This is a genomic window from Echinicola marina (assembly GCF_020463795.1).
GTDB lineage: Bacteria > Bacteroidota > Bacteroidia > Cytophagales > Cyclobacteriaceae > Echinicola > Echinicola marina.
Genome location: NZ_CP080025.1, coordinates 1,796,006 through 1,820,550, shown reverse-complemented (window position 1 = coordinate 1,820,550; position 24,545 = coordinate 1,796,006). Strand labels below are relative to the sequence as shown.

General features: G+C 39.9%; 19 protein-coding genes and 1 pseudogene. 7 read left to right on the top strand and 13 right to left on the bottom strand.

From position 1 onward, the window contains the following. Positions 1-156: 156 nt before the first annotated feature. The 4 genes from KZP23_RS07740 to KZP23_RS07725 form a co-directional block, all read right to left on the bottom strand. A complete protein-coding gene (locus tag KZP23_RS07740) occupies positions 157-3,036 on the bottom strand; it encodes a TonB-dependent receptor (RefSeq protein ID WP_226335564.1) in 2,880 nt (959 codons plus the stop codon). Between the two features lie 97 nt (positions 3,037-3,133). Further along, entirely contained in the window at positions 3,134-4,321 is a 1,188-nt protein-coding gene (locus KZP23_RS07735; RefSeq protein ID WP_226335562.1) for a hypothetical protein, read from the bottom strand. 188 nt (positions 4,322-4,509) lie between these two features. Continuing rightward, on the bottom strand, positions 4,510-5,481 hold the full coding sequence (locus tag KZP23_RS07730; protein WP_226335560.1) for an AAA family ATPase: 972 nt from the start codon (positions 5,479-5,481) through the stop codon (positions 4,510-4,512). A 136-nt stretch (positions 5,482-5,617) separates the two neighbouring features. Continuing rightward, positions 5,618-6,271: a pseudouridine synthase gene (locus KZP23_RS07725; RefSeq protein WP_226335558.1), complete on the bottom strand. Its 654-nt coding sequence runs from the start codon at positions 6,269-6,271 to the stop codon at positions 5,618-5,620. Positions 6,272-6,466: 195 nt separating this feature from the next. Between KZP23_RS07725 and bla the strand changes: the two genes are divergently transcribed. Together bla and KZP23_RS07715 are read left to right on the top strand one after the other, a co-directional pair. Next, on the top strand, positions 6,467-7,207 hold the full coding sequence (bla, locus tag KZP23_RS07720; RefSeq protein WP_226335556.1) for a subclass B1 metallo-beta-lactamase: 741 nt from the start codon (positions 6,467-6,469) through the stop codon (positions 7,205-7,207). 301 nt (positions 7,208-7,508) lie between these two features. Then, the gene (locus KZP23_RS07715; protein ID WP_226335554.1) at positions 7,509-8,240 is read left to right on the top strand and encodes a leucine-rich repeat domain-containing protein; all 732 of its coding nucleotides are present in this window, start codon (positions 7,509-7,511) and stop codon (positions 8,238-8,240) included. A 128-nt stretch (positions 8,241-8,368) separates the two neighbouring features. Here KZP23_RS07715 and KZP23_RS07710 read toward each other — a convergent pair whose 3' ends face one another. Beyond that, positions 8,369-9,283, bottom strand: coding sequence for a hypothetical protein (locus tag KZP23_RS07710; protein ID WP_226335552.1), 915 nt, complete (start codon positions 9,281-9,283; stop codon positions 8,369-8,371). Between the two features lie 284 nt (positions 9,284-9,567). Between KZP23_RS07710 and KZP23_RS07705 the strand changes: the two genes are divergently transcribed. After that, the gene (locus tag KZP23_RS07705) at positions 9,568-10,485 is read left to right on the top strand and encodes an IS1595 family transposase (protein ID WP_226335550.1); all 918 of its coding nucleotides are present in this window, start codon (positions 9,568-9,570) and stop codon (positions 10,483-10,485) included. Between the two features lie 473 nt (positions 10,486-10,958). After that, positions 10,959-11,216, top strand: a pseudogene (locus tag KZP23_RS07700) (DUF6920 family protein); the annotation flags it as partial. Between the two features lie 119 nt (positions 11,217-11,335). Here KZP23_RS07700 and KZP23_RS07695 read toward each other — a convergent pair. The 7 genes from KZP23_RS07695 to KZP23_RS07665 form a co-directional block, all read right to left on the bottom strand. Next, positions 11,336-12,943, bottom strand: coding sequence for an alpha-L-fucosidase (locus KZP23_RS07695; protein WP_226335546.1), 1,608 nt, complete (start codon positions 12,941-12,943; stop codon positions 11,336-11,338). 440 nt (positions 12,944-13,383) lie between these two features. Continuing rightward, positions 13,384-13,629, bottom strand: coding sequence for a hypothetical protein (locus tag KZP23_RS07690; RefSeq protein ID WP_226335545.1), 246 nt, complete (start codon positions 13,627-13,629; stop codon positions 13,384-13,386). A gap of 187 nt (positions 13,630-13,816) precedes the next feature. Continuing rightward, entirely contained in the window at positions 13,817-16,972 is a 3,156-nt protein-coding gene (locus KZP23_RS07685) for an efflux RND transporter permease subunit (protein WP_226335543.1), read from the bottom strand. A 17-nt stretch (positions 16,973-16,989) separates the two neighbouring features. Then, positions 16,990-18,036, bottom strand: a complete 1,047-nt coding sequence (locus KZP23_RS07680) for an efflux RND transporter periplasmic adaptor subunit (RefSeq protein WP_226335541.1) — start codon at positions 18,034-18,036, stop codon at positions 16,990-16,992. A gap of 50 nt (positions 18,037-18,086) precedes the next feature. Next, positions 18,087-19,454: a TolC family protein gene (locus KZP23_RS07675; protein WP_226335539.1), complete on the bottom strand. Its 1,368-nt coding sequence runs from the start codon at positions 19,452-19,454 to the stop codon at positions 18,087-18,089. Positions 19,455-19,528: 74 nt separating this feature from the next. Beyond that, entirely contained in the window at positions 19,529-19,990 is a 462-nt protein-coding gene (locus KZP23_RS07670; protein ID WP_226335537.1) for a GbsR/MarR family transcriptional regulator, read from the bottom strand. 140 nt (positions 19,991-20,130) lie between these two features. Then, positions 20,131-20,307 carry a hypothetical protein gene (locus KZP23_RS07665; protein ID WP_226335536.1) on the bottom strand — a complete coding sequence of 59 codons (177 nt, stop codon included), beginning with the start codon at positions 20,305-20,307 and terminating at the stop codon, positions 20,131-20,133. Positions 20,308-20,616: 309 nt separating this feature from the next. On the opposite strand from KZP23_RS07665, the gene KZP23_RS07660 reads away from it, so the two are divergent. The 3 genes from KZP23_RS07660 (at position 20,617) to KZP23_RS07650 (ending at position 23,509) form a co-directional block, all read left to right on the top strand. After that, positions 20,617-21,750 (top strand): amidohydrolase, encoded by a 1,134-nt coding sequence (locus KZP23_RS07660; protein WP_226335534.1) that lies wholly within the window; start codon positions 20,617-20,619, stop codon positions 21,748-21,750. Positions 21,751-21,771: 21 nt separating this feature from the next. After that, the gene (alr, locus tag KZP23_RS07655) at positions 21,772-22,926 is read left to right on the top strand and encodes an alanine racemase (RefSeq protein WP_226335532.1); all 1,155 of its coding nucleotides are present in this window, start codon (positions 21,772-21,774) and stop codon (positions 22,924-22,926) included. Positions 22,927-23,104: 178 nt separating this feature from the next. Further along, positions 23,105-23,509, top strand: a complete 405-nt coding sequence (locus tag KZP23_RS07650; RefSeq protein ID WP_226335530.1) for an META domain-containing protein — start codon at positions 23,105-23,107, stop codon at positions 23,507-23,509. Between the two features lie 102 nt (positions 23,510-23,611). Here the strand turns inward: KZP23_RS07650 and purU are convergent, their stop codons facing one another. Next, positions 23,612-24,466 carry a formyltetrahydrofolate deformylase gene (gene purU, locus KZP23_RS07645; protein WP_226335528.1) on the bottom strand — a complete coding sequence of 285 codons (855 nt, stop codon included), beginning with the start codon at positions 24,464-24,466 and terminating at the stop codon, positions 23,612-23,614. Between the last annotated feature and the right edge of the window lie 79 nt (positions 24,467-24,545).

Genomic DNA, 24,545 nt, shown 5'->3' with positions numbered 1-24,545 from the left:
TTAGGGAAAAATAAACTGACGCCCCTGGAAATATTGTCCTGTAATATCAACAAAAAACTTCAGGGCTTATCAAATATATAAAAAACTAAAGACCAGTAATAAAAAACGCGGACATTACTGCCCGCGTTTACATTATATAAAGGTTAATTACTTCTATTAGAAAGAGTATGCAAATTTCACACTGATCTTAGTGCCAGGCTGAATTCTGCTGAATATTTGATCTTCCGCTTGGTAAGATTTAAACACTTCTTTTCTCTCTTGGTTAAGCAGGTTGCTCACTTTCAGACCAGTCTGGATCCTTTCATCAGCACCGAAGCTCTTATTGATATTCAAGTTAAGGCTATGGAAAGGTACGGTATAAGTATCCGTTCTATTACCAAAACCAATATAAGTCAAAGTTGGCCCTTGAACGTTATAAAATATTCCAGCTTCAAGTCCTTTTTCCCAACTTTCATAAGCTATACCGGTATTGATGATATAAGGAGCTTGACCAGCCATATCCCTTGTTGAGGAAACTTCCTCTCCCTCTCTAGCAGAAAGCTGTCTAGACCTCAATTCAGATTCAGACATTTGAATAGTGGACTTGGCCAAAGTAACATTGGCATTGAAGAAGAAATTCTCCGCCGCTGGACTGATGATATCCAAAGATTTTCTCAACTCCAATTCCAAACCTGCTACTGAACCATCACCAACGTTTCTTGGCTGGAATGCACCTGGATCAGAAAGGAACTGAACCATCTCGATAGGGTCAGCGAACATTTTATAGAATGCACTGGCAGAGAAAATCTCTCCTCGCTTAGGGAATACTTCCCACCTTGCATCAAAGTTATTCACTCTGGTAGCCTGAAGATCACCATCCCAAAGAATCTCTTTGCCTCCGTTTGTTCTTTCCTCAAACAATCCACCAATAAAGGTTCTACCCGTAATCGGGTCAAGAATTTCTGCAAAAGAAAGCTCTTTGAAGGACGGTCTGGCGATTGTTCTAGAATAAGAGAACCTTAAATTCTGGTTATCCAAAACACTGTAGATCAAGTTCAGAGTTGGGAAAAGGTCCAAGTCATCCAATACTTTTTCATTGTCAAATACAATCGATCTATTTTGGTTACTACCTGTATAAAACTGATCATACTTTTCCATTCTCAGCCCTACAATTGCCTTCAATTTTTCTGCAGGATTAATTTCTGCATTTACATAAGCTCCAATATTATTGACACTGGCATTGTATTCATTAGGATTGTTAGGGATAAACAATGGGCTATACCTTACGCCGTTGATATTATCTGCAGAGAACAAGTTCTCCTCCATAAAAATCTCATTGGGATCTCCACTGAAGGTGGTATTACCTACTGCGAACTGGAAGCTTTGAATCAAGAAATCTCTTTGCTTATATGCATAGCTAGCTCCAAATCCCAGCTTAGCCATTTGGTCATTGAAGGTAAAGTCCTTTGTGATATCCACCTTACCTACTGCATTATCCTCTTCCAAAGATCTCCAAATTCTTTCTGGCAATCCTACTTCTGTTGAAATAGAATTATTAGTTGTTCTGAACCTTACGAAGCGTACATCAGGATCATTGATCACCGATCTGGTAGGCGATAATTTCCAGTTTACTGACCAATCGTTTGTAGGGCCTAATTTGTGCTCACCACTTAAAAGGATATTGGTCAGAGATCTTTCGCTATATTCTATATTATATTGATTGGCATTAAAAGTAGTTCCCACATTATTGCTCTCAAAATCAAACTCGCCTACTTTGGATTCACCATTTTGGAGTCTCAATAAATTTAGCTTAAACTTGGAAAGTCCGGTTTTATAAGCCACACCAGCAAGCCCGCCTAACAACACATTATTGACACCATAATCACCTTTTTGCTTTTCAAGCCCTACCAAATCATACTCATTTCCATCACTCGCCTTACCATAAAGGTTATATTCGGTATCTTGGAAGAAAGAAGTCTCATTGCTATAGGTCAAAGCAAAGTTATATCCCAGTTTATTGGCGCCTACAGCTACTTGGTTACCAAAAGAAACACCCACACTCATGTCCATCAAACTACTTTTGCGCTCTCCACCCATAGTTGGGTTAAACCCCCTTAGGATGGACTGGTATTCCTGGCCTTTAGCCCCGTTAGGGTTACCTACTACTTCTGCATATTGAGGGATATCAGTTCTTCCGCCAGTTGGGATATCTCTGTATCCGTTATCAAATCCTAGGAAATCCGTAGAGGATCCCTGGATGCTCAAATAGTTACTATTAAAGTGCATGGATGGATTATACCCACCACTTACACTTACTTTAAATGTCTTTTCTTCTGGAAAATCCTTGGTTTCAATATCCACTACACCACCGGTAAAGTCAGCAGGCAGGTTACTGGTAAAGGATTTAGATACAATGATATTGTCCACTACATTGGTAGGGAAAATATCCATTTGAATAGAATTCCTATCAGGGTCAAGACCAGGAATATCCACCCCGTTCAAGACGGTTTTGGTATAACGGTCTCCAAGTCCACGGATATAAACATATTTTCCGCCTTCGATAGAAACTCCGGTCACTCTTTTGATGGCCGAAGCAGCATCACTGTCACCTATTTTCTTAAAAGTAGATGCCGAAATACCGTCAATCATATTGGCAGCATTTCTTTTTACCGTCATCAAAGCCGCTTCAGTGGTTCTGATGGCCTGTGCAGAAACCACGACAGATTCAAGCTCCGCAGTGCTTTCCCCCATTTTCAAATCAGACAGAAGGGTCACCTCACCAGGTTTCACCTCCACAGCACTGATTTCTAATTTATTGAATGAGATAAATGAAGCAACAATAGTATAAGTTCCTGGAGCCAATTTGATTTCAAACGTTCCATCCAAGTCCGTAACAGCACCGGTTTGTGTTTCTTTTACTAAAACAGAAACCCCAATTAAAGGTTCTCCTAAACCTTCATCGATAATATTTCCTCTTAGAGTACCTTCTTGCGCAAAGGTAAGGGTGGGAAGAGCAGCAAATACCACAAGGGCAATAGCCACAATAAGTTTGTTCATTTTTGTGTTTTTAAGTTACAGCTAACGAGTATAAAGATGAAAAAGTAAAGGGTAGAAGGAGCCTAAAAGGCTCCTTCTGAGAATTCAGAAAGTTTTATTATTTCAAGCCATCAAGTGTACCTGATACCGCAGTCCATGTCCATCCAGCAAAGACAGACTTGTCAGCACCCACTGTATTTTCACCTTCAGCGACAGCTGTCACATTGGCATCAGAACCACCCAGGAACAAATCAGTAATTACGATTCCTTCAGGAAGGGTTACTTCAATATTGCTTAAGCTTGAAGCTACAGTTGGCATTTGATCAAATACCTGATTGGTAATACCTGTGAAGTAGATATTAGACATGTCCACATTGGTGTTATCATCATTGTCTACCAATTTTGCAGAACCACCGGCGATCACTGTTCCATTAGTCAAGGTATAATTTCCTTCTACATAAGATCCTTCAGGACCATCCAATTCAAAGCAGTTGTCACCAGTATCTTCAGAGTGAGCAACGATGAAGTTATCCAAAGTACCATTCCATGCTTGGTCAGCATCTACAGCATCATCCTTTACATTCCAGAACACTACATTTTTTACTGAAACTGTTCCACCAAACCATTCGATTCCATCATCTTGATTAGAAATCACCTCAATGTTCTCGATTTTGGTAGCAGTACCTACTGCCCCAAGGGTAAGGCCGTTGATTTCATTACCTTCACCAATATTGGCTCCTCCATGACGGATAGAAACATATTTCAACACACCTGAATTATCATCATCATCAGATCCACCGTAAAGACCATTGGTATCAGATGGTGGAATACCTTCAATCTGCGTTTCAGTAACATCTCCTGCAAGAGACGCTTTTGCATTACCCAAGATTATAAGACCACCCCAAAGACCATCAATATCAGGATCCAAGTTAGGGCTGGCAATTTCACCAGGCTGAATTTCATCAGCAACAGAAGTAAATATGATAGGCTGCTCAGCAGTACCTTCAGCCATAATATCAGCATTTCTAGCTATGATCAATGCTGTAGCATTTGAACCAGAACCTGCCTGACCTTTTACGATCACACCTGGCTCAATGGTCAAAGTAACGTCTGCTTCAACAACGATTCTACCAGCAAGTGTATATACTTCGCCAGTTTTCCAAGTCATATCTTGAGTAATGTTTGAACTGATGATGTTTTCATCTTCAGTTGGATCTACTATTGGATCATTGTTTTCATCACTACAAGAAGTAAATCCAAGCGTGGACCCCAATAGTACAGCAAATAATAAGTTGAACTTTTTCATAAGTATGAAATTGATTTGTGTTTTTTGCTTGTTTTGTTCCACAAATCTGGATCAATTTTCCGGGGCTTAAGAATTTTTCCAATTATGTATTTTTTAAAAAAAGTTTGGCGGGATTAATATTTAATTAACAAAAAAGCACAAAAAAAGCCTTTGATCTCTCAAAGGCCTTGTATAGACGTTAAATAAGCTTATTTCAATGTTACCGTTTTATTAATAGGTATCTTGTCCAAGATAATCTGAATGAGGTCTCTGGTGTTCACATTATCTGCTTCGGCCTCATAATTAAGGATTATACGGTGATTTAGTACATCTTCGGCCACTTCTTTTATATCTTCCGGAAGCACATAATCCCGACCATCCATAAAGGCCACTGCCCTAGCTGCAAGGTTCAAATTGATACTCGCCCTTGGTGAAACGCCAAACTGAATGTACTTGGCTTCTTCATGCAATCCATACTGTTCCGGGAACCTGGTCGCAAATACCAATTCAATAATATAATGCTCCAAAGGCTCTGACACCTGAACTTCATTGATCTTATTTCGGATATCAAAGATATCCTCTTTAGACAATATGGCCTGAACATCAGCCTTATAACTCATATTGGCCATCCTTCTCATGACTTCCAGTTCATCTGATTTCTCCGGATAGTCGATATGGACCTTCATCATAAATCTATCTACCTGGGCTTCTGGAAGCGGATAGGTTCCTTCTTGGTCTACCGGGTTTTGGGTGGCCAGTACCAAAAAAGGTCTGTCTAGTTGGAAAGTATTCTCCCCGATAGTTACTTGTTTTTCCTGCATGGCCTCCAATAAGGCAGACTGGACCTTAGCTGGAGAACGGTTTACTTCATCGGCCAATATCAAATTGGAAAAGATAGGCCCTTTCTTCACTTCGAAATCACCGTTTTGCTGATTATAAATCATGGTACCGATCAAATCCGATGGCAACAAATCCGGAGTAAACTGTATCCTATTAAAATCCAAATGCAATACTTTGGCCAAGGTATTCACGGTAAGGGTCTTGGCCAAACCGGGCACCCCTTCCAACAAGATATGGCCATTGGTAAAAAGTCCAATCAACAGTCTATTAACCATTCGCTCCTGACCTACCACCACTTTCTTCACTTCATTGATGACTTGCTCAATCTTTTCCTGATGCATTATTGTGATTTTTTTATGTTTTCTTTCCTGTTTCTTTCTCAGGGCAATTGCTCCCTGCTAAAATAAGAAGCCTAAATTAGAATAAATTGCCATTTAACACAATTTAACAAGGGCCGAAAATACATACGAATGGCCACTATCTTTTTTTCCTATAAACACCCTTTCCACGTTTATGAAAAGGCTTATTGGTTTTCGCTACCAACTTCCCTTGGTCCACCTTCAAAAGCCGGTAAATTTCTGTCTGCTCAAACTCCCTCACTTCCCCCACTTCAAAGCCCTGAATATTCAAATTCTCCATGGACCACCTGACCAACCTAAGCGTAGGATACCCTACTGCTGCGGTCATTTTACGAACCTGCCTATTTTTACCTTCGGTCAAGGTCAAGGTCAACCAAGAATCTGATACGCTCTTACGATAACGAATTGGTGGGTCTCTTTCGGGTAATTCAGGCGCATTTATTTTTAATGTCGCCTTTGCAGGCTTGGTATGGTATACTTTTCCTTCCACTTTAATCCCCACTCCTTTCTCCAATTGCTGTAAAGCTTTCTCATCCGGCTTACCCTCCACCTGCGCCAAATAACAACGTTTGTGACCAAACTGGGGATTGAGCAAATAATGATTTAGCGCTTTATCATCCGTGATCAATAACAGTCCCTCACTGTCTTTATCCAATCTACCGACAGGATACACCTCCTTAGGAAAATCCGCGACGGCCTTCAAGGTATCTTGTTCGCCGCTAAACTGACTCAAAATGCCAAAAGGCTTGTATATCACAAAATATCGGGGCATAAACACTGTCATTTAGAGAAGCACAAAGTTGCTCAATAATGCAGGTAAAAACAAAAACGGGCACACCACAAATAAATTGCTTATATTTATAATTAAAGAGGAGCCGTTTTTCGGTATTTTTGTCAAATAGCTTGAAGGGAACTATAGTCATCCGCTTCAACTTTTCTGCCATCAAGATTATCCCCATTCATCAAAATGAAAGTCAATTTATTATTGTTCATATTGCTCGTTACATTGGCCTGCAATTCCGAAAAGCCTGAATTCATATACGAAAGTGAATCACTGTCCATCAAACAGCTTAGCCCCAACAGCTTTTTACATGTCTCCTATCTGGAAACCACCGATTTTGGAAAAGTGCCCTGTAACGGACTCATTGTCATTGATCATGGAGAAGCTTTGATCGTGGACACACCAGTGACAGAAGGCGACTCGAAGGAATTGATCGATTGGATAAAAACAAGCCTTAAATGCCAACCAATTGGAGTTGTTGCAACACATTTTCACACAGACTGTATTGGTGGTTTGGGTGAATTCCATCGTCAGGACATCCCTTCCTATGCAAATAGACGAACAATTGACCTAGCAAAAGAAAACCATAAAATCTTCCCCCAGCATGGATTTGAGGGAATCCTCCAATTAAAAATTGGAAAAACTGAATTGATCAATGAATTTCTAGGAGAAGGACATACCAAGGACAATATCATCAGTTATTTCCCCCAGGAAAATGTACTTTTTGGGGGTTGCCTGATCAAGGAGCTGCGGGCCGGAAAAGGGAACCTGGAAGACGCCAATACCGTGGAATGGCCCACAACCGTGAGCACAATAAAACAACAATATGAAAAAGCTGAAATAATTATCCCGGGACATGGTACTCCCGGGGGAAAAGAGTTATTGGATTATACAATAGCTTTATTTAAAGATGAAGACGCCAGATAATTTTAAAATTTCATCTATTTCATTTTGAAAAGGAATAAAGAATTACCGTAAATCCGAATGAACATTAAATGAAGACTTAAAAGACCTTTCATTTCATACTGATTTTCAATCAAATGACTTTTTACTCATCAAAATCACAGCACACCAGCTGGACTATTTTTTTGCAAAAAACCTAACATTAGTTAGTTTTATATCCTCAGCTTGTCGTTTGAACAAAATAAACTTTGCTCCAGTAGTCTTTTTTGATTCCAATTAAAATAAACCAACCCAAAAGCAAAATACCTTTAAGATTAAATCAACCATGAAAAAGCTTCTTCTAATCGCCATCAGCATTTGTCTTTTTGCCTGTGATGAAAAGGAAAACATTGAACTTCCCAGCCACTTGGAAGGTAATTTAACGATTTATTCGGCGACTGATTTAGAAAATCCGGAAATACAGGCCTATAAGACCATCAACGGCAACCTTACCATCAACAACACTTACGACATTGCAGATCTCCACCAACTCAAAAACCTAGAAAGTGTAAAGGGGATTTTCATCAAATCAAATAGTCAGCTAAAGTCACTGGAAGGTCTGGAGAAACTCAAAACGCTTGAGTTTTTAGAAATTGAAAACAATCCTGCACTGGAAAGTCTACATGGCCTGGATAATTTAGAATCGATAGAGAAATCATTTAGATTATACAATAATGATGCAATGGAAAATTTAGAGGGGCTCAATAGCCTATCAAAAATCAATATCCAACTTTTCATTTTTGATAACAGATCCCTACATAACCTCAATGGTCTTAACACACTGAAGGAGGTACCACAGTTATTAATTGGCAACAATATTAACTTGACAGACATTACCCAACTCAGCTCAATCACTTCCTCATCAGATCTGAGAATCGATTCCAATGATTCCCTTAGTGATTTCTGTAGCTTGACCGACTTCCTAAAAGACAATAGTGAATCAACCTCATTTATAGCCCGTCAAAACAAATACAATCCCAGCTTAGAGGATATGCTTAATGGCAGGTGCTCTGAATAAAAAGTAAATGGTATTGAGAAAAATAGGATGACTTCCATTCATTTTAGAAGACATCCTATTCTTTTTTTATTTAATGGTCTAAAGACGGGCAATACCTAATACCTGCTCCTAAAGAGCAATAGCCTGCCTTACAAGCCAAATCTATAAGTCGCCATGATCATCAGTTGCTGCTTGGTCTTCAAAAAGCCATATTCAGACCTGAACTGCCACTTGGCATTATGTTGGTAATTCAAGCCCAACAACATGCTGTAATCATACTCCAGTCTTTTGTTGAACTTATAAAAGACATTATCATCAGCTACACCTTTGACCAAATCATAGGCCGCCTGCTGGGCAAGACGCTGGGCCAAGGTCAAATCACTCCAATATTCACCTCTACCATTGGGCACCTCGTTGTTGGTATACATTTCCCAATGATCCTCTAAACGCATTTTATCCTCTTCGCTAATCCCCAAAGCCTCATCCAAGCGGATATTACCCGAACTCCGGTTATCCAGGTTTTGGAATTGTACCCCTGCCCAAACGGCAAAATACCTGTTTTCCTTATTGGTCAATATCCTTCTAATCAACCTTAAACCGCTAACCTTCACGAGTACTGGCTTATCCAAATTTTTGTTGGTGGTCCAAGACCATGAATAATCTGCACTTAAGACGACAGGTCCAAGGGGAATAAGCCCCAATAAACTTAAACCATAATACTGGCCTTTGATATCTGTGGTACTTTTAAAATAATCGCTCCCTACGACACTAAAACTAATGCTTTGCTCTCCCCATACCCTTCCATAATAACCACCTACTGCTAAAAATGGAAGAATAAAAGCATCTCCCCGAATATTCAAAGTATTAATTCTCCCCTCAGATGGCCCAAAATCAAGGATGCCGGACAAGTCCCTATAGGTTAAGTCAGCTTCTGGGCTATTAGGATCAGCAATGGCCATCTCAAAATCATCTAACACCAGTCCTTGTCGATTAAAAATGGTACCCACATTTAGTCCAAATGGCAAGGGCAACTCATAGCCCCTTTCGTAGGCCTTCTTCCCCAAAAAGGGCAAAACATAAGGATACTCTCCCTTAGATTGTGTACTATCTGTTTATTGGGCCATGGACAAGCTAGGCAGAAGGGCTAGTTCTACAAAAACCAGCATTATAGAAACAGAAAAAAACCTAGTAAAATAAGGTATTGTCATACTTTTCTTCATCTAATTTAAACTAAGCATTAAATAATATGTGTATCCGTAAGAGTGCACGTAATAAAATATGACAATACGTGTCATTAAATTTCAAGGTATCAGGATAGTTGTTTTCTTGCATAAAAACAAGAAAAGCTATGAACCTTATAGAATTTACGGGCCATTTCCCAGATGAGGAAAGTTGTGAACAATACATCAAGAAATACCGTGAGAAAAGCGGTATACGGTGCAAAAACTGTGAGAAGATAACCCGACACTATTGGTTTGCCAACGGCAGGTTTTTCGAATGCAGCAGTTGTCGGAGACGTTCTTCTCTTAAATCAGGGACGGTAATGGAAAACAGCAAGCTTCCGCTCCGTATCTGGCTGTTGGCCATGCTGTTTATGTCGGCGACCAAGAAAGGGTTTTCCTGCCTTGAGCTCCAGCGGCAACTGGGGCTTAGCCGATATGAGACCACTTTCCGTCTGATGCACAGGATACGGTCAGCCATGGGACAACGAGATGAGCTTTATATCCTCAGTGACATGATTGAATATGACGAGTGTTATATGGAAACCGTACAGGAGAACCAGATCTTGGGTCAGCTTAAACGTGGAAAAGGCAGCCAGAAACAGACCGCAGTAGCGGTGGCGGCCGAATCGGTACCCTTGGAAGACCTGGATTCCGGGCAGAAAACAAAGCGCTGTGGCTATTTCAAAATGAGGGTCATGGACAAAGTGGACTGCGAGAGTGTCAATGCCTTTATCCGGGCCAATACCGGAGGGGATGTGGTACTGTTTACAGACAAGAACACGGCCTACTCGAAAATAGAGGAAGTGGTGGCCACCCATTTGGCCGTTCCATCGGGAAAGGAGTCCGTAAACGACACCTTAAAATGGGTACACAAAGCAATCAGTAATCTTAAAAGAACGCTGTTGGGGGTATATCACATGATAACTTATAAATATTTACAGAACTATTTAAATGAATTTGTTTACAGATTGAACCGAAGATATTTTGGCAAAGGACTCTTTGAAAGGCTCGTTATTGCGGGCACTTACCCATACGTGCAGTAAAACGGATACACATATTAAATAATACAATACTCTTAATAAACTACCAAAAAAGGACAATTAAACCAATATTTGCTTTAATAGATACTATTTGGCTTTGACTCAATAAAGCCTCTTTAAAAGTTAACAATTTACTTATTCTATTCGCGCTGTATTCAAGAATTTAATACCAAAACTCTTTATGATGATTCTTATCATGGTTTCTGGTAGAAATGGTCTGGTTTCGATCTGCTGCCTTACAACCCTTTATTTCTTGGTAACCCATCAACCAAAATACCGCCAAAGCCACCATAAACCCGCATTATACATTAGGAATCGTTATGAGAACTGAAACTACAAGAAAATCAGGCTGTTTGGAGATTGAATCATAGCATCGCTATGGTGAAATCGAAAACAGCAGCGAAGCGACTGATTTTAAAGTAGTTTCAGGTCGTAATAGATAGGCTAATGCATAATGCGGGGTAAACAGTCAAGACTCAAAAGCATCCAGGGTTTTCCATCTTGACAAAGATGGTCATTTTGAAAAATTCAGTTGCTTGAGATTCAAAGAAAAAGATGATGAGCGGCCCACTGAATGGCCGGTAACTTCAAACCAAACTGGATCCATCAACGGAATAAATATTCCCGTAGTTTGCGAAGTTACATGGGCATTGCCAGATGACAACTGGACCTGGACTATAATAAAAAGCAATGACCTAGCATATAATCAATTGCCCAATCAAAATTTTAAGTGAAAAAATAACCGTATTTCTTTGGGACTTAACACCACACTCAAAAACTTACACTCAATCAAAAATAACTATAAAAAGGTCATAAAGCCATTATTAGAGACTGCTTTATGACCTTATGGAGCTTAGAGTGCCCCCTCCAATTTAAAGACTGTGGCAAGATCGTTTGGTCTTTTGGATGGAACGTTAAGCACCAGCTTTTCATCCAATTGACTGTAACTGATCTTATCATTAGCCCCAATCATCTTGATAGCTGTTATCTTTCCGACCTTATGAGGAGATCTCAACCCCAAAGCAGGCAATTCAATATCACCAGATTTTGGATTTAATACAATGACATAAAGGGTCTCTCCTTTTGTAACAAACCTTACTTCATCATGTCCATAAGCAGGGCTATTAATCGTTCTTTCATTAAAATGGGTGGACTTTTTCTGCTCTTCCAAGGCTTTGATATCAGTCTCTGTGACTCCCAAATCCCCAGCCTTAAGGTATGAATTCAAATTATCCCCATAAACAAGCCATGGTTTACTCGCATAAATGGCCTCACTGTTGAGATTGACCCAAGCACCGATCTTATCAAGCATCACCTTTTGTTCTGGCGGGATAGTCCCATCCGCCAACAACTCCACATTCAGCAAGAGGTTCCCGTTTTTACTCATATAATCTGCCAAAATCTCTATGATGGTTCTGGCATTTTGCTGGTAATCCATTTTCTCAGGATCCTCTTTATAGAACCATGTGCGGAGAGTAGTGATACCTTGCCATGGATAGGATAAGATCTCATCAGCTCCACCACGTTCAATATCTTTTACCACCATGGATTCCCCACTGATTTTCCCTGCAATCACAGCATCAACTGTCCCATTTTCTTCCAATCTGTGATTAAAGAAAGCCTCGCAAACTTCCTTACCAAACTCATCATAGGGGAAACCATAACCATCAAACCAAAGCAAATCAATATCATATTTCGTCACCAGCTCCTTATGCCTTAGCGTCCAATTCTTTTTGACACGCTCTACATATTCAGCAGTTCGTTTTTCAGGCGGCAAGCCGTATAAATCGGCGGGGTTCAATCCTTCCCACCATTTTCCCTTTCCGTCTTCTAAGGTCATATAGCCATCATATGGTTTCCCTTTATAAATACCTGAGGTATCCGAACCAAAAGCCGGAAGCCACCATGAAAGAAACCTGTCATCATGTGAACTAACACCATAAGGAATATCATATTTCTTACAGGAAAGCTCAAATTCTTTAATAATATCCCGTTTTGGTCCTACATTAACAGAATTCCAAGGGTGATAAGTGGAATTAAAATTATCAAAATGATCATGGTGATTGGCCAGTGCAACGAAATATTTTGCTCCCAGACTTTTGAAATAACTGATCAAAGCATCAGTATCCAAACGCTCCGCTTTCCATTCATTCAACACATCCTTGTAGCCTATTTCAGATGGATGACCATAAGTTTTATTATGATAGGGATATGCATTTTTTCCCCAAACCTGATTGCCCACATCTTGTTGGTACATATGACGGGCATACCAGCCTCCGCCTTGCAATGGCGCGGTTTGAGCTCCCCAGTGTACCCATATGCCAAACCTTGCTTCAGTGTACCAAGCTGGAAATTCATATTCTTTTCTTAAATCCTCCCAAGGGATTTCTGCTTCTTGTGCAAAGCAGTTCTTTCCCAACAAAGCAAACAAAACCAATACTATTCTAATACTCTTCATCATGGGTATATATTTTATATTGCATTTACAAAGCCCCATTTCTACCGATTTAAAAGTTTATAATATCAACTTGGGCCTTCCATTCTCGTATTCGACAATCAATTAAGACATGAGTAAAACATCATTAACCCAATCATGATTAATTCAAAGCCGCACTATCAAAAATACAAAAATTAGGCCATAAGGACAATAAATATACCGATTTATTTAAGTCAATGAACTCCCCCTCAATCTGCACCATGATCCAATGAATTATGAATAAAAAAAAACAGCGCGCCATTTCTCTTGAAAGAAATGGCGCGCTTTAACAATATTTTCAGACAGTATTTGGCCGATGAAACTAAGTATCTTACAGCATTTACTGCTACTTTAGTTATTCTATTCGCCTATAGCTATCAACTGATTTTGACAAAAAGTATTTTACTTTTCATTAAATCAAGTCTTCAATTTTGGTACTGAAGCATATGATTGATCAATTCCGCTGGACTTCTTAAAGACCGGGCCACATCCTCCTGTAACTCCACCTTTAAAGCATCTTCCACATCATAAATAAGGCCATCAAGGAACACCTTATCAAAGCCCATATCTTCCACAAAATTGGATCGCTTTTGTTTTGAGATCGGGGCTATGCCATATTTTCCCATCACTTGAATGATAGTTTTGAGCTTGGAGTAATTATTGGTTTTCATAGCTTTTTATTTTTAAGACGAGACAAAAACCATTTATGTCTCAATGTTTTGTAAATCAACTCAGTAAGAAGACACCTTAATGCATCCTTACCCTTAGTAAAAAGGGCTGCACGGAAAATTAATCTACTTCAGTATTCAACAAACAACTTATTCAGATCAACTTCCGTACATGCCCATTCACACACAATTAATAAACATATTCAGCCACCTCTGATTCCGATTCATTAAGCTCAGCCTCCTCAATATGAATTTCCTTTTTCTTATCTCTACCAAATTTCGCCAAGATTCTGTCGAATATATAGTAGATCACTGGTACCACCACCATCGTAAGGAACATAGAAGAAACCAAGCCACCGATCAATGCCCAGGCCAAACCATTTTTCCACTCAGCACCTGCTCCAGCAGCCAATGCGATCGGCAACATCCCGAACACCATCGCCAATGTGGTCATTAGAATCGGTCGAAAACGAATCTCAACGGCCTTGAACAGAGCTGACTTCACCTCCATACCCGCATCCTTTAATTGGTTGGTAAAGTCCACCAACATAATCGCATTTTTCGCCACCAAACCCATCAGCATGATCAGCCCAAGAATACTGAAAATGCTTAATGAAGATCCAGACAATGCCAAAGCTAACAGTGCTCCAATGATCGCCAATGGCAAGGAAAACATCACTACGAATGGATATACGTAATTATCGTATAGAGCTACCATTATCAAATAAATCAGGAGTATAGACGCCAGCAAGGCAATCCCCAAACTACCAAAGCCATCTTCCTGCCTCTTCAGATCTCCATCAAAAGACACAGAAACCTCTTTTGGCAATTCCATCTTACTGATCAATTCCTTCACCTCTGTGCCCACTGTCCCTGTCGGTCTACCTGAAACCTGAGATTGGATGGTTACAGAACTGATCCTATCCTGCCTTTGTAACTTACTAGGACCTTCTGAAGGAATTGTTTGAGCAAATTGCTTCAGAAGAATGGATTCCCCTCGCTTATTAACAAATGCCAGGTTTTCTATATCTGATACGGATTTTCTATCAAATTCATCCATTCGGATATTGATATCATATTCATAATCACCATCTCTGAATTTAGTATCCGTGTTGCCATTAAAGGCCACCTGCATGGTGCCGCCGACCATGGCCATGTCTAATCCAAGATCAGCCATTTTGACCCTGTCTACCTCTACACGAATCTCAGGGTTTCCGTCTTCCATGGAAGTTTCTACTTTTCTTGTTCCTGGAATCTCTTGCATCTTGGCCATTACTTGATCTGAAAATTCTTTCAACACCGCCAAGTCCGGACCCGAAACAACGACCTGAATGGGCGCATCATTGGCAGAACCCATAATACTGATAGGCACGGCTGTAAATTCAGCTCCTACAATATTCTCCTCTAAAGCAATTTCCATTTCCTTAGAAAATTCAGGAGCCGTCATGGTTCTGCTCTCCGGCCCCACCATTTTTACAGTAATTTCAGCAGCATAGGGTGCAGCCTGATTACCGATCGTTCCTGAAGTTTGGCCTACTGTAGTAAACACATCAGTCACCTCAGGATATTTCATCATGAAATTTTCTACTTCCCTAGTGGTAAAGTTGGTCTCTTCCAAAGTGGCAGATTTTGGTAATTCCAGGCGCATGATGAACTCACCCTTATCACCTTGGCTCACAAACTCACTTCCTATAAACCCATTACTTACCAATAAAAAGGAAGAGATAAACAATACAAAAGTGACCACCAAAGTAATGATCTTGTGGTTGAATGACCATTTCAGAATTCCTGTCAACCAAGCAATCACTCCATCCAGCATTTTTTCAAATCCATTTACAATCCTTCCAAAAATGCTTTTGGGGTTGATATGTTCCAATTTGGAAAATCTAGAGGTCAGCAGCGGAATCAAGGTAAACGCCACCAATAAACTCATTAGCGTTGCGACAGCCACCGTAATACTGAATTGGGTCAAAATCCCCGAAATCATCCCTCCTGTCAATGAAAGCGGCACAAACACTACTACAATTACTAAAGTAATAGAAGTTACAGTACCTCCGATCTCCCGAATGCCATCATAGGACGCCTGAATCGCGGATTTTCCCTTTTCCATATGACGATAAATATTCTCAATCACCACAATGGCATCATCCACCAAGATCCCCACTACCAGCGATAAAGCCAATAAACTCATCAAATTGAGAGTAAATCCTGCCATATACATCACTGTAAAGGTAGCGATGATGGAAGCCGGTACCGCAATCATCACAATAATCGCATTCCTAAAACTATGCAAGAACAGCAACATGATCACTGCCACCAAGACCACTGCGATGATCAAATCATGGATAACGGCATTAGCCGCTTCCAAGGTAAACTCTGAAGAATCCTGTGAAATCTCAAATTTCAAATCCTGAGACTGGTAAGTAGTCTCCAATTGGGCCAAAGCTTTATTCACCTTTTCTGCCACATCCACAGCATTGGCGTCTGATTGCTTCTGAATACTTAACCCAATGGCCGTATTTCCATTCAGCCTACTGAGCACTTCATCGTCCTTCTGTGAATCCACTACCTCAGCGATATCTTGGATTTTTATAGGTGATCCATCGGTATAGCTGACAATCAAATCCCCAATTTCAGTTACAGATTTGAATTTTCCGGCTAATCGAATCAGAATTTGCTCCTCATCACTTTTCAATTTCCCAGTCGGGAAATCAAGATTGGCCTGTGCAATTGCTTGATTGACCTGCAAGGGAGAAATCCCGTAGGCCTCCATTTTGTTCAAATCCAAATTGACCTTAATTTCCCTTTCCGTACCTCCCAAAAGGTTAACTTGCGCGACTCCATCGATTTGTGCCAAAGTAGGTTGGATCCGTTGATCCATCAGATCATAGAATTCTGTCGAACTAAGGGAAGAATAGGCTCCCATTTGCATAATAGGCATATCGTCCAAACTGAATTTTCCTAGCGATGGAGGATCTGCATCATCTGGAAGATCGCCCAATACCGCATCAATTTTTCTTTGGGCATCCTGTAGTATAATATCTACATCCACATCATCATCCAACTCAATGGTTATAATGGAGAAACTTTCCAAAGAAGTGGACTTCATCACATCAATCCCCTCCAAAGAGGCCAAGGCATCTTCCAATTTTCTAGTCACTGAATTTTCCACCTCAGAAGGGGCAGCCCCTGGATAAAGCGTAGAAACCGTTACTACATTCGATGAGAACTTCGGCAAAAGTTCATAGGACATTTGACTGTAGGAAAATAGTCCTAACAATGTCAAAATAGTGAACAGCACCACTACAATGGTGGACCTTTTTATGGATACTTTCGTTATTTGCATTTCCTTGATTTTTTAACTTATAGTTCTGTCACAGGAATTCCATCACGTAAATTGATCAGTCCTGAAGTCACTAATTTTTCTCCTTCCTTCAATCCTTCAAGCACTACCAGTTTGTTTTCCCCTACTTGTGCCAACTTCACTTTTTTAAGTTTTGCCTTGCCGTTCTCGACTACAAAAACCTCAGGATTTTTCACCCCGCCCACCAAAGACTTTCTATCGATCAACATGGCCTCTTCAGCAGGATATTGGAAAGAAGCATAGGCAAACATTCCTGGCTTGATATGCTCAGAGCCTTCCTCTAGCTCTATTTCCACTTCATACCTCAAGGAAGCGTCTCCCTTTTTGCTGGTAAATGAAACTTTGCCCTTAAATTCTTTTTCAGGCAATACACCTACCTTTACATCAACCGTATCTCCTGTATTGATACGAGCTATTTCCAATTCAGAAACATTGACATTCAATTTCAACGGTCTGATATTTACAATATCCACCACATTCATCCCAGGACTCATCAGAGTTCCTATTTCCGTATAATCTTCATTGATATAGCCAGAAATGGGAGCTTTGATCAAGGTATTGGCCAACCGCTTCTTTTTCATGATGACATCTGCTTCCGCCATTTTAGTAGCATTACGGATTTCTTCCAATTGCTTTTCTGTGATGGCCTCAGTACCTGCCAAGTTTTCATATCTCGCCAAATCCTTTTTATTCTGCTGAAGTTTAATTTCTGCAATGGCCAACTCCTGTTGGATAAACTCATCATCCAGTTTGGCAATGATATCACCAGTATTTACAAAAGCTCCTTTTTTCTTATAGATCTTCACCACCTTTCCATTGGCTTCGGATTTTAAAGAAAGTTCCTGACTAGGCTCAAAAGTCCCATTGGATGAAAAAGCAATTTCATGTGGCTCTTTTTTCACCCTAGTGGTCTTTACTGGAATAGACTCACTGATTTTCATCGCTTCCTCGGCCTTAACCTCCATTTCTTGCTTGTTTTTGAAAAGTGTAAAGCCAATCGAGGCAGCTATAATGATGAGTACTAATGGTGTTATAAGTTTTTTCATGACTTTAGATGATATGGTTGGAGGAATCTCCTCTTTTGTTCTTTGTTTGATTATTTAATGATTTTTTCAATCTGCCCTTTTGATTTATACAAATCAGCCTCTGCTGTCTTAACACTGATAATCTGCTGATAATAAGTGGACCGGGCTTCTCTGAGCGACGTTTCTGCATCTAATAGATCGGTCAAAGGGGAAAGTCCTTCCCTGTACAATTGAGCCGTTTCATCAAACACAGTCTCTGAAAGTTCCAAATTGGACTCTTGGGCCTTCAAGCTTTTGATACTATTCCCAAGTTTCTTGATAGCATTGAGGTATTCTGCCTCTGCTGATTGCTCGGCCATAAACTGATCATATTTGACCTTTTCTGATTCCACTTTTGCCTGCGCAATTCTGTTCTTCTTCTGAAAGCCGTCAAAGATCGGTACATTCAATTGCAAGCCAATCAATGCTCCTCTATACCACACATGGCTATCTGAAATAAAATCGAATTCCTTTGAGAAGGCATTGTAATTTACGTCAGCAAAAGCCGCCAAGGTTGGATAATACCCCGATTTGATATTCTTGATATTCAAGGAATGAAGCTCCAATTGCTTATCCAGCACTTGGAGGTCATATCGCTCACTCAAGTCACTGTCGGATTGCAAGGCCTGCAAAGGCAAATCTTTGTCCGTAAAGTTATAAGGTGCCAGTTCCAATGGGAGATCCACTGGCATCCCCATCATCAGCTTCAAGTAATTAGTCCTTTGTTCTGTGACAATCTCCAAATTGTCCATCTGCGTTTCCAAAGTGGTCAAATTGACCTTCACACGGTTATAATCCACTTTTCTGGCCAGATCATTCTCATATTGGGCCTTGATGATTTCTTCAAGCTTCTTCAATTTATCATGGTTGGCCTGAAGATTATCCATCTGAAGCTGGGTGGCGATTACATTATAATAGTTCAAAGAAATATCATAAATAATGTCCTCTTCGGTCATTCTGGTGAGCAGTCTGTAGAATTCTTCGGAAGTTTTGGCTGCTTTTAGCCCAACCAAATAGGATTGACTGAATACCAGCTGGTTTAATTTAAACCCAGCTTTCATGCTCTGTGGCACCCCAAAAGAGATCACATCTACTCCATTCGGATCGGATTCTGGGTTCAATACCCCACCAGGAATCGCCTGCGGATATACATCCAAGAAATTATTATACTGCCCATAAGCATCTATCTGTGGCAAACCACTACCTGTAATTTCCTTACGCTGAAAATCTGCCGCTTCTTCATCCAGCTGGGCCTTTTTGATTTCGGTATTGTGCTTTAAGCCCAGGTCAATACATTCCTTGAGCGTAAATACACCGCCCTCCTCAAACTTGTTCTGAGCAAATACGCTCCCCGAGACTATAAAAGCAGCTAAAAAACCGATCAAATACTGTTTTTTCATTTTATTATATTATAGTTATTTCCTTAATTATTACTTTGTTCTGTGTTTTAAGAACTTACAAAACAAAAAATATATCAGCTGTGAAGCCGATCATATTTTTCAATAAGTTTTGGCATTTCTTCTTTCATGAAATCAATGAACTTTTGAAAATCTGTAATAACATGATTAAAATCAACATTGGAATTGGACCTTACTTCCATCACTTCCTTTAATAGGGCACTGATCCTAAAAACACCATTCATATCATCCTGCATATCCCTTCTCCAGTTTCTGACCTTCAAACGAAAATACCTTTTTCTCTCTCCTGGTTTGGTCGTATACTCTACCCTATCAAGGCTCTGCAAGAGTGTAAGGGCATTGCTGACGGCACTTTTACTGACAGACAAATATTCCTGTATCTCATCAAAAGTGGCCTCTGCTTTATCCAATACCAACAGAAGCCCCATAATTCTTCCCAATATGGGTTGATGTCCTTTCTTCTCAAAAAAGACCCCAATTCGCTCAATTATTTCTTGTTCTTTGTCAGATAACTTCATACAATATTTTGACATTTAAGGGAGTAAACGATGCAAATATACAAAAGGTTTTGTTAGTTCATAAAAAAAAGAACCAAAATTATTTAGACAAAAAAAAGCCCAATTAAGGGCCTCTCATTCAATTTCTGTTTGTCGATGGTTTAACTACCGCATCCAATACAATCAAAATGGCTATCCATAGGCTTAGTTCCATTCAGCTGCATTTCAAGATTGTGGATTTTGTCACGAACTTCCATGTCACTAAACATGTCACCAGTCAATGATGCTTTTAACTTTTCAATTTCGTCGGTAAGAGCTGTTTTTTGTTCTGCGTTCATAGGATGAAAGTTTTAGTAGATAGAAAGCAAAATTGAATATAAATAAGTTCAGCCAAATAATCTATCATTTTCAAGTTTTATATAAGCAGCTGATTCCAAGCTCAAAAATTTCATAAAAACCACTCTTTTAAACTAAAGGCCTATACAAGAAGGGGGGTTGTGAATTACCCAGAATTAAGCTAATTTAAATGCAAACTATAATTTCCCAGCCATTACAAGTGTACCCTCCTATAAATACGAAAACATAGATAATTAGTGTCAAACGGCATGATCTTGGCACAGATAAGGATCCAACAAACTTTTAGGCGCATGAAAAAAGCAGATTTTCAAAAATTAGTCAATTTTAGAAAGGAGCTCCATCAGCATCCTGAATTGTCCGGAAAAGAAAAATCCACCGCAAAAAGCGTGAAGGATTTTTTTAGTTCATTAAATCCAGACGAATGTATCGAAGAGTTGGGAGGACATGGTCTGGCATTTATTTTTAAAGGCAAAGAAGATGGCCCCAGCACTTTGATCCGTTGTGAATTGGACGCCTTGCCCATACAGGAAAGCCTGCATATCAAACATAAAAGTAAAGTCCCAAACTGCGCCCACAGTTGCGGACATGATGGCCATATGGCCATAGTAGCCGGATTGGGTATGTCTATAGCCGCTCAAAAACCCAAAAAGGGGCAAATAAACTTGCTTTTCCAACCTGCTGAAGAAACTGGAGATGGAGCAAAAAAAGTACTCCAGGATCCAAAATACCATAAAATCAAATCAGATTTTTCATTTGCCCTACACAACCTCCCCGGAGAACCGGAAAATGAAATAATACTCAAAAAAGGTGTCTTTACTGCAGCTTCAAAAGGTATGATCATTGAGCTACAGGGCAGGACTTCCCATGCGGCCCATCCAGAAGACGGCATTAGTCCGGCTCAAGCCATGTCCAAAATCATCGTAGGATTACCCTTGATCACCAAAAGTATCGATTCATTCTCCTTGGTCACGGTCATTCATGCAGAACTGGGAGAAATTTCCTTTGGCACCAGCCCAGGCAAAGCCAGTATCCGCGCCACCCTACGCACCATTGACGACCAAAATATGGGCAGACTCTTAGACTATGCGGAACAGCTTTGCAGTTTAATTGCTAAGGAATACCAGCTGGAACTAAGCATTTCTTATACAGAGGAATTTGCTTGTACCATAAATGATGATCTAGCCTGGAACTACGCCAATGAGGCCGCAAAAAAACTAGAGTTGAAAACCAAGCATATCAGAAGCCCTTTTAAATGGTCGGAGGATTTTGGCCAATTCTCTTCAGAAAGCAAAACACTGCTCTTTGGCCTAGGATCAGGCAAAAATCAACCTAGGCTCCATGAAGCCCATTATGACTTCCCCGATAAGATCATCCCCACTGGAATAAATATGTTTGAAAAAATCCTAGAACAAATTCACCATTAAACAGCGTAAAGCCATCACCCCATGCCACATACTTCCCATTTGGAAATCAGTAAATCAGCCTACCGAAGAAACATTAAGTTCCTTCAAAATCAACTGGGTACTGAAACCGTCATCTCTTCTGTAGTGAAAGGCAATGCCTACGGCCATGGTATTGAAAACATTATCCCTATCGCTGAATCTGTTGGCATAAGGCATTTTAGCACTTTTAGCACGGATGAAGCACAGCGAGTATTTGCTTCCTCCCAAAAAAACAGTACCATCATGATCATGGGCATGATTGAAAACAAAGACTTGGAATGGGCCATCAAAAACAATGTGGAATTTTTTGTGTTTGAGTTTGACAGGTTATTGGCAAGCATCAAAACGGCCAAAAGACTAAAGATACGGGCAAAAATCCATATAGAAGTAGAAACCGGCTTTCACAGAACTGGTTTTGAATGGAAGGAAAAGGAAATTTTGGCAGAAATGCTAGTAGAAAACCAAGCTTTCCTAGAGCTCTCTGGACTATGCACCCATTACGCAGGAGCAGAAAGTATTGCCAATTATGTACGCGTGCAAAACCAAATCAAAAAATACCATGAATTCAAAAAATGGTTTCTCAGTAAGGGAATTAAATTCGAAACCCATCACACCGCCTGCTCAGCGGCCAGCTTAAGCTATCCAGAGACCATCATGGACATGGTAAGAATAGGCATCGCCCAATATGGCTTTTGGCCCAGCCAAGAAACCTATATGAGCAAATTCAAACAACTGGCGGTCAACAGGAAAAATCCGCTTAAGCGCCTGATCACTTGGAAAAGCAAGATCATGAGCTTAAAAAGGGTAGAAATAGGTGATTTCATCGGCTACGGTAACACCTATATGGCTCCCAGAAACATGTTAGTCGCCATGGTTCCTGTAGGTTATGGCCATGGTTTTAGCCGAATGCTTTCCAATCTGGGCAAGGTCTTGATCTGCGGAAAAATCGTCTCTGTGGTTGGCACTGTTACTATGAACTCTATATGTGTCGACGTGACAGACCTTAAAGAAGTCAAGAAAGGCGATGAAGTAGTGATTATTGGTAAGCAAAAAAGCAATGAAATAACCGTGGCCTCCTTCAGTGAATCCAGCCAACAAGTCAACTATGAACTTTTGACACGCTTGCCTCAAGACATCCCCAGAAAAATTGTCTATTGATCCCATCGATAAAGCCCTTAAACCATAAATAAAAATATCAGTACATTTTTTCCTAATATGGCGCTTTCCGTATGCTTTTTGTGGAGTTTGATAACAAATCAGTTGGCCGATCTTTGAATTGATCAGAGATAGTTTCTTCTGATTTATTAAAAAATTTGTTCACAAAAAAACTTTAAACATGAAGTTCCTTAATGTTCTATTCTTAATCTGCTTGCTATCCTTAACATTTTTTTCTTGTAGTGGTCCTACTGATATTGGAGCCCATGACTGGAAAGTAAGATCTATCAAAGGAGCCCCAGCCACCCGAGAACAACTTGCGGATATGACCCTAAAATTCGGAGAAGACAAAAAGGTATCAGGCTCGTCAATCTGCAATGATTTTAAAGGACAAGCTGTCTATAATGAGGAAAAGGTAAAATTCTCAACACTGTATGCAGACAGCAAGCCTTGCGATGAAAGATTTATAGAACAAGCTTACTTAACATCCCTAGAAATGAGCAAAAAATACAGTCAAACTGCCAATAGACTGGTCTTTTATGATGATAAAGGGAATATTACTGTAGAGTTAGAAAAAATCAACTAAACAACATCTTTTGGAAAAATAATCAAGGCTGTCCCATAAAGAATTACTGGCCAATGACCTAAAATCAATCAAACCAGAAACCTATCGGGCAGCCTAAACTTTTTAATTAAATATAATGGTCTTGTTCCCCATGACCATTACTTTTTGGGCAATATGGTATTTTATCGCTTTTGACAGCACTACTTTCTCCACATCTTGACCGATTTGCACCAGTTCTTCCACTGTATTATGGTGTTTGACTCGGGCAATATCCTGCTCAATAATAGGCCCAGCATCCAATTCCTCTGTCACATAATGCCCTGTGGCCCCTATGATTTTCACCCCTCGCTTATGCGCGGCATGATATGGTTTGGCCCCTACAAAAGCCGGCAAAAACGAATGATGAATATTGATGATTTTATTGGGATATTGTGCGATAAATTGAGGACTTAAAATCTGCATATACCTGGCCAAAACCACAAAATCAATACCTTTTTCGGCCATTAATTCCAATTGTCTTGCTTCTTGATCAGCCTTATTTTCCTTAGTAATGGGAAAATGGTAAAAAGGAATATCAAATGCCTCTACCACTGATTTTAACTTTTCATGATTGGAAATCACCATTGGAATCTCCACCTGAAACTGCCCCGAGTAATAGCGCGAAAGAATGTCAAACAGACAGTGCGAATGCTGTGAAACCATGATTGCCATCTTTGGCTTAGGTTCCGTAAAATGCAAGGTAAAGTTCATGCCAAACTTAGTCCCTACTGTTTCTGAAAAAATTCTTTCAATTTGATCTTTTTTGATCGCAAAGGTACTCAGCTCCCACTTAGCCCTCATAAAAAAATCACCGGTTTCATTATCTATATACTGATCAACTTCCTCTACATTTCCATTGTGGAAATAAAGGAACTGGGAAACAGCTGCCACGATACCTTTCTGGTCCTTGCACTGTATGATCAAAATCGCACTTTCCATACTTATCAAAAATTAGGGAAACAAGACTAAATACTGCTTTAAAATTATATCTTTTTTAGTTTCCCACCATTATTATTGG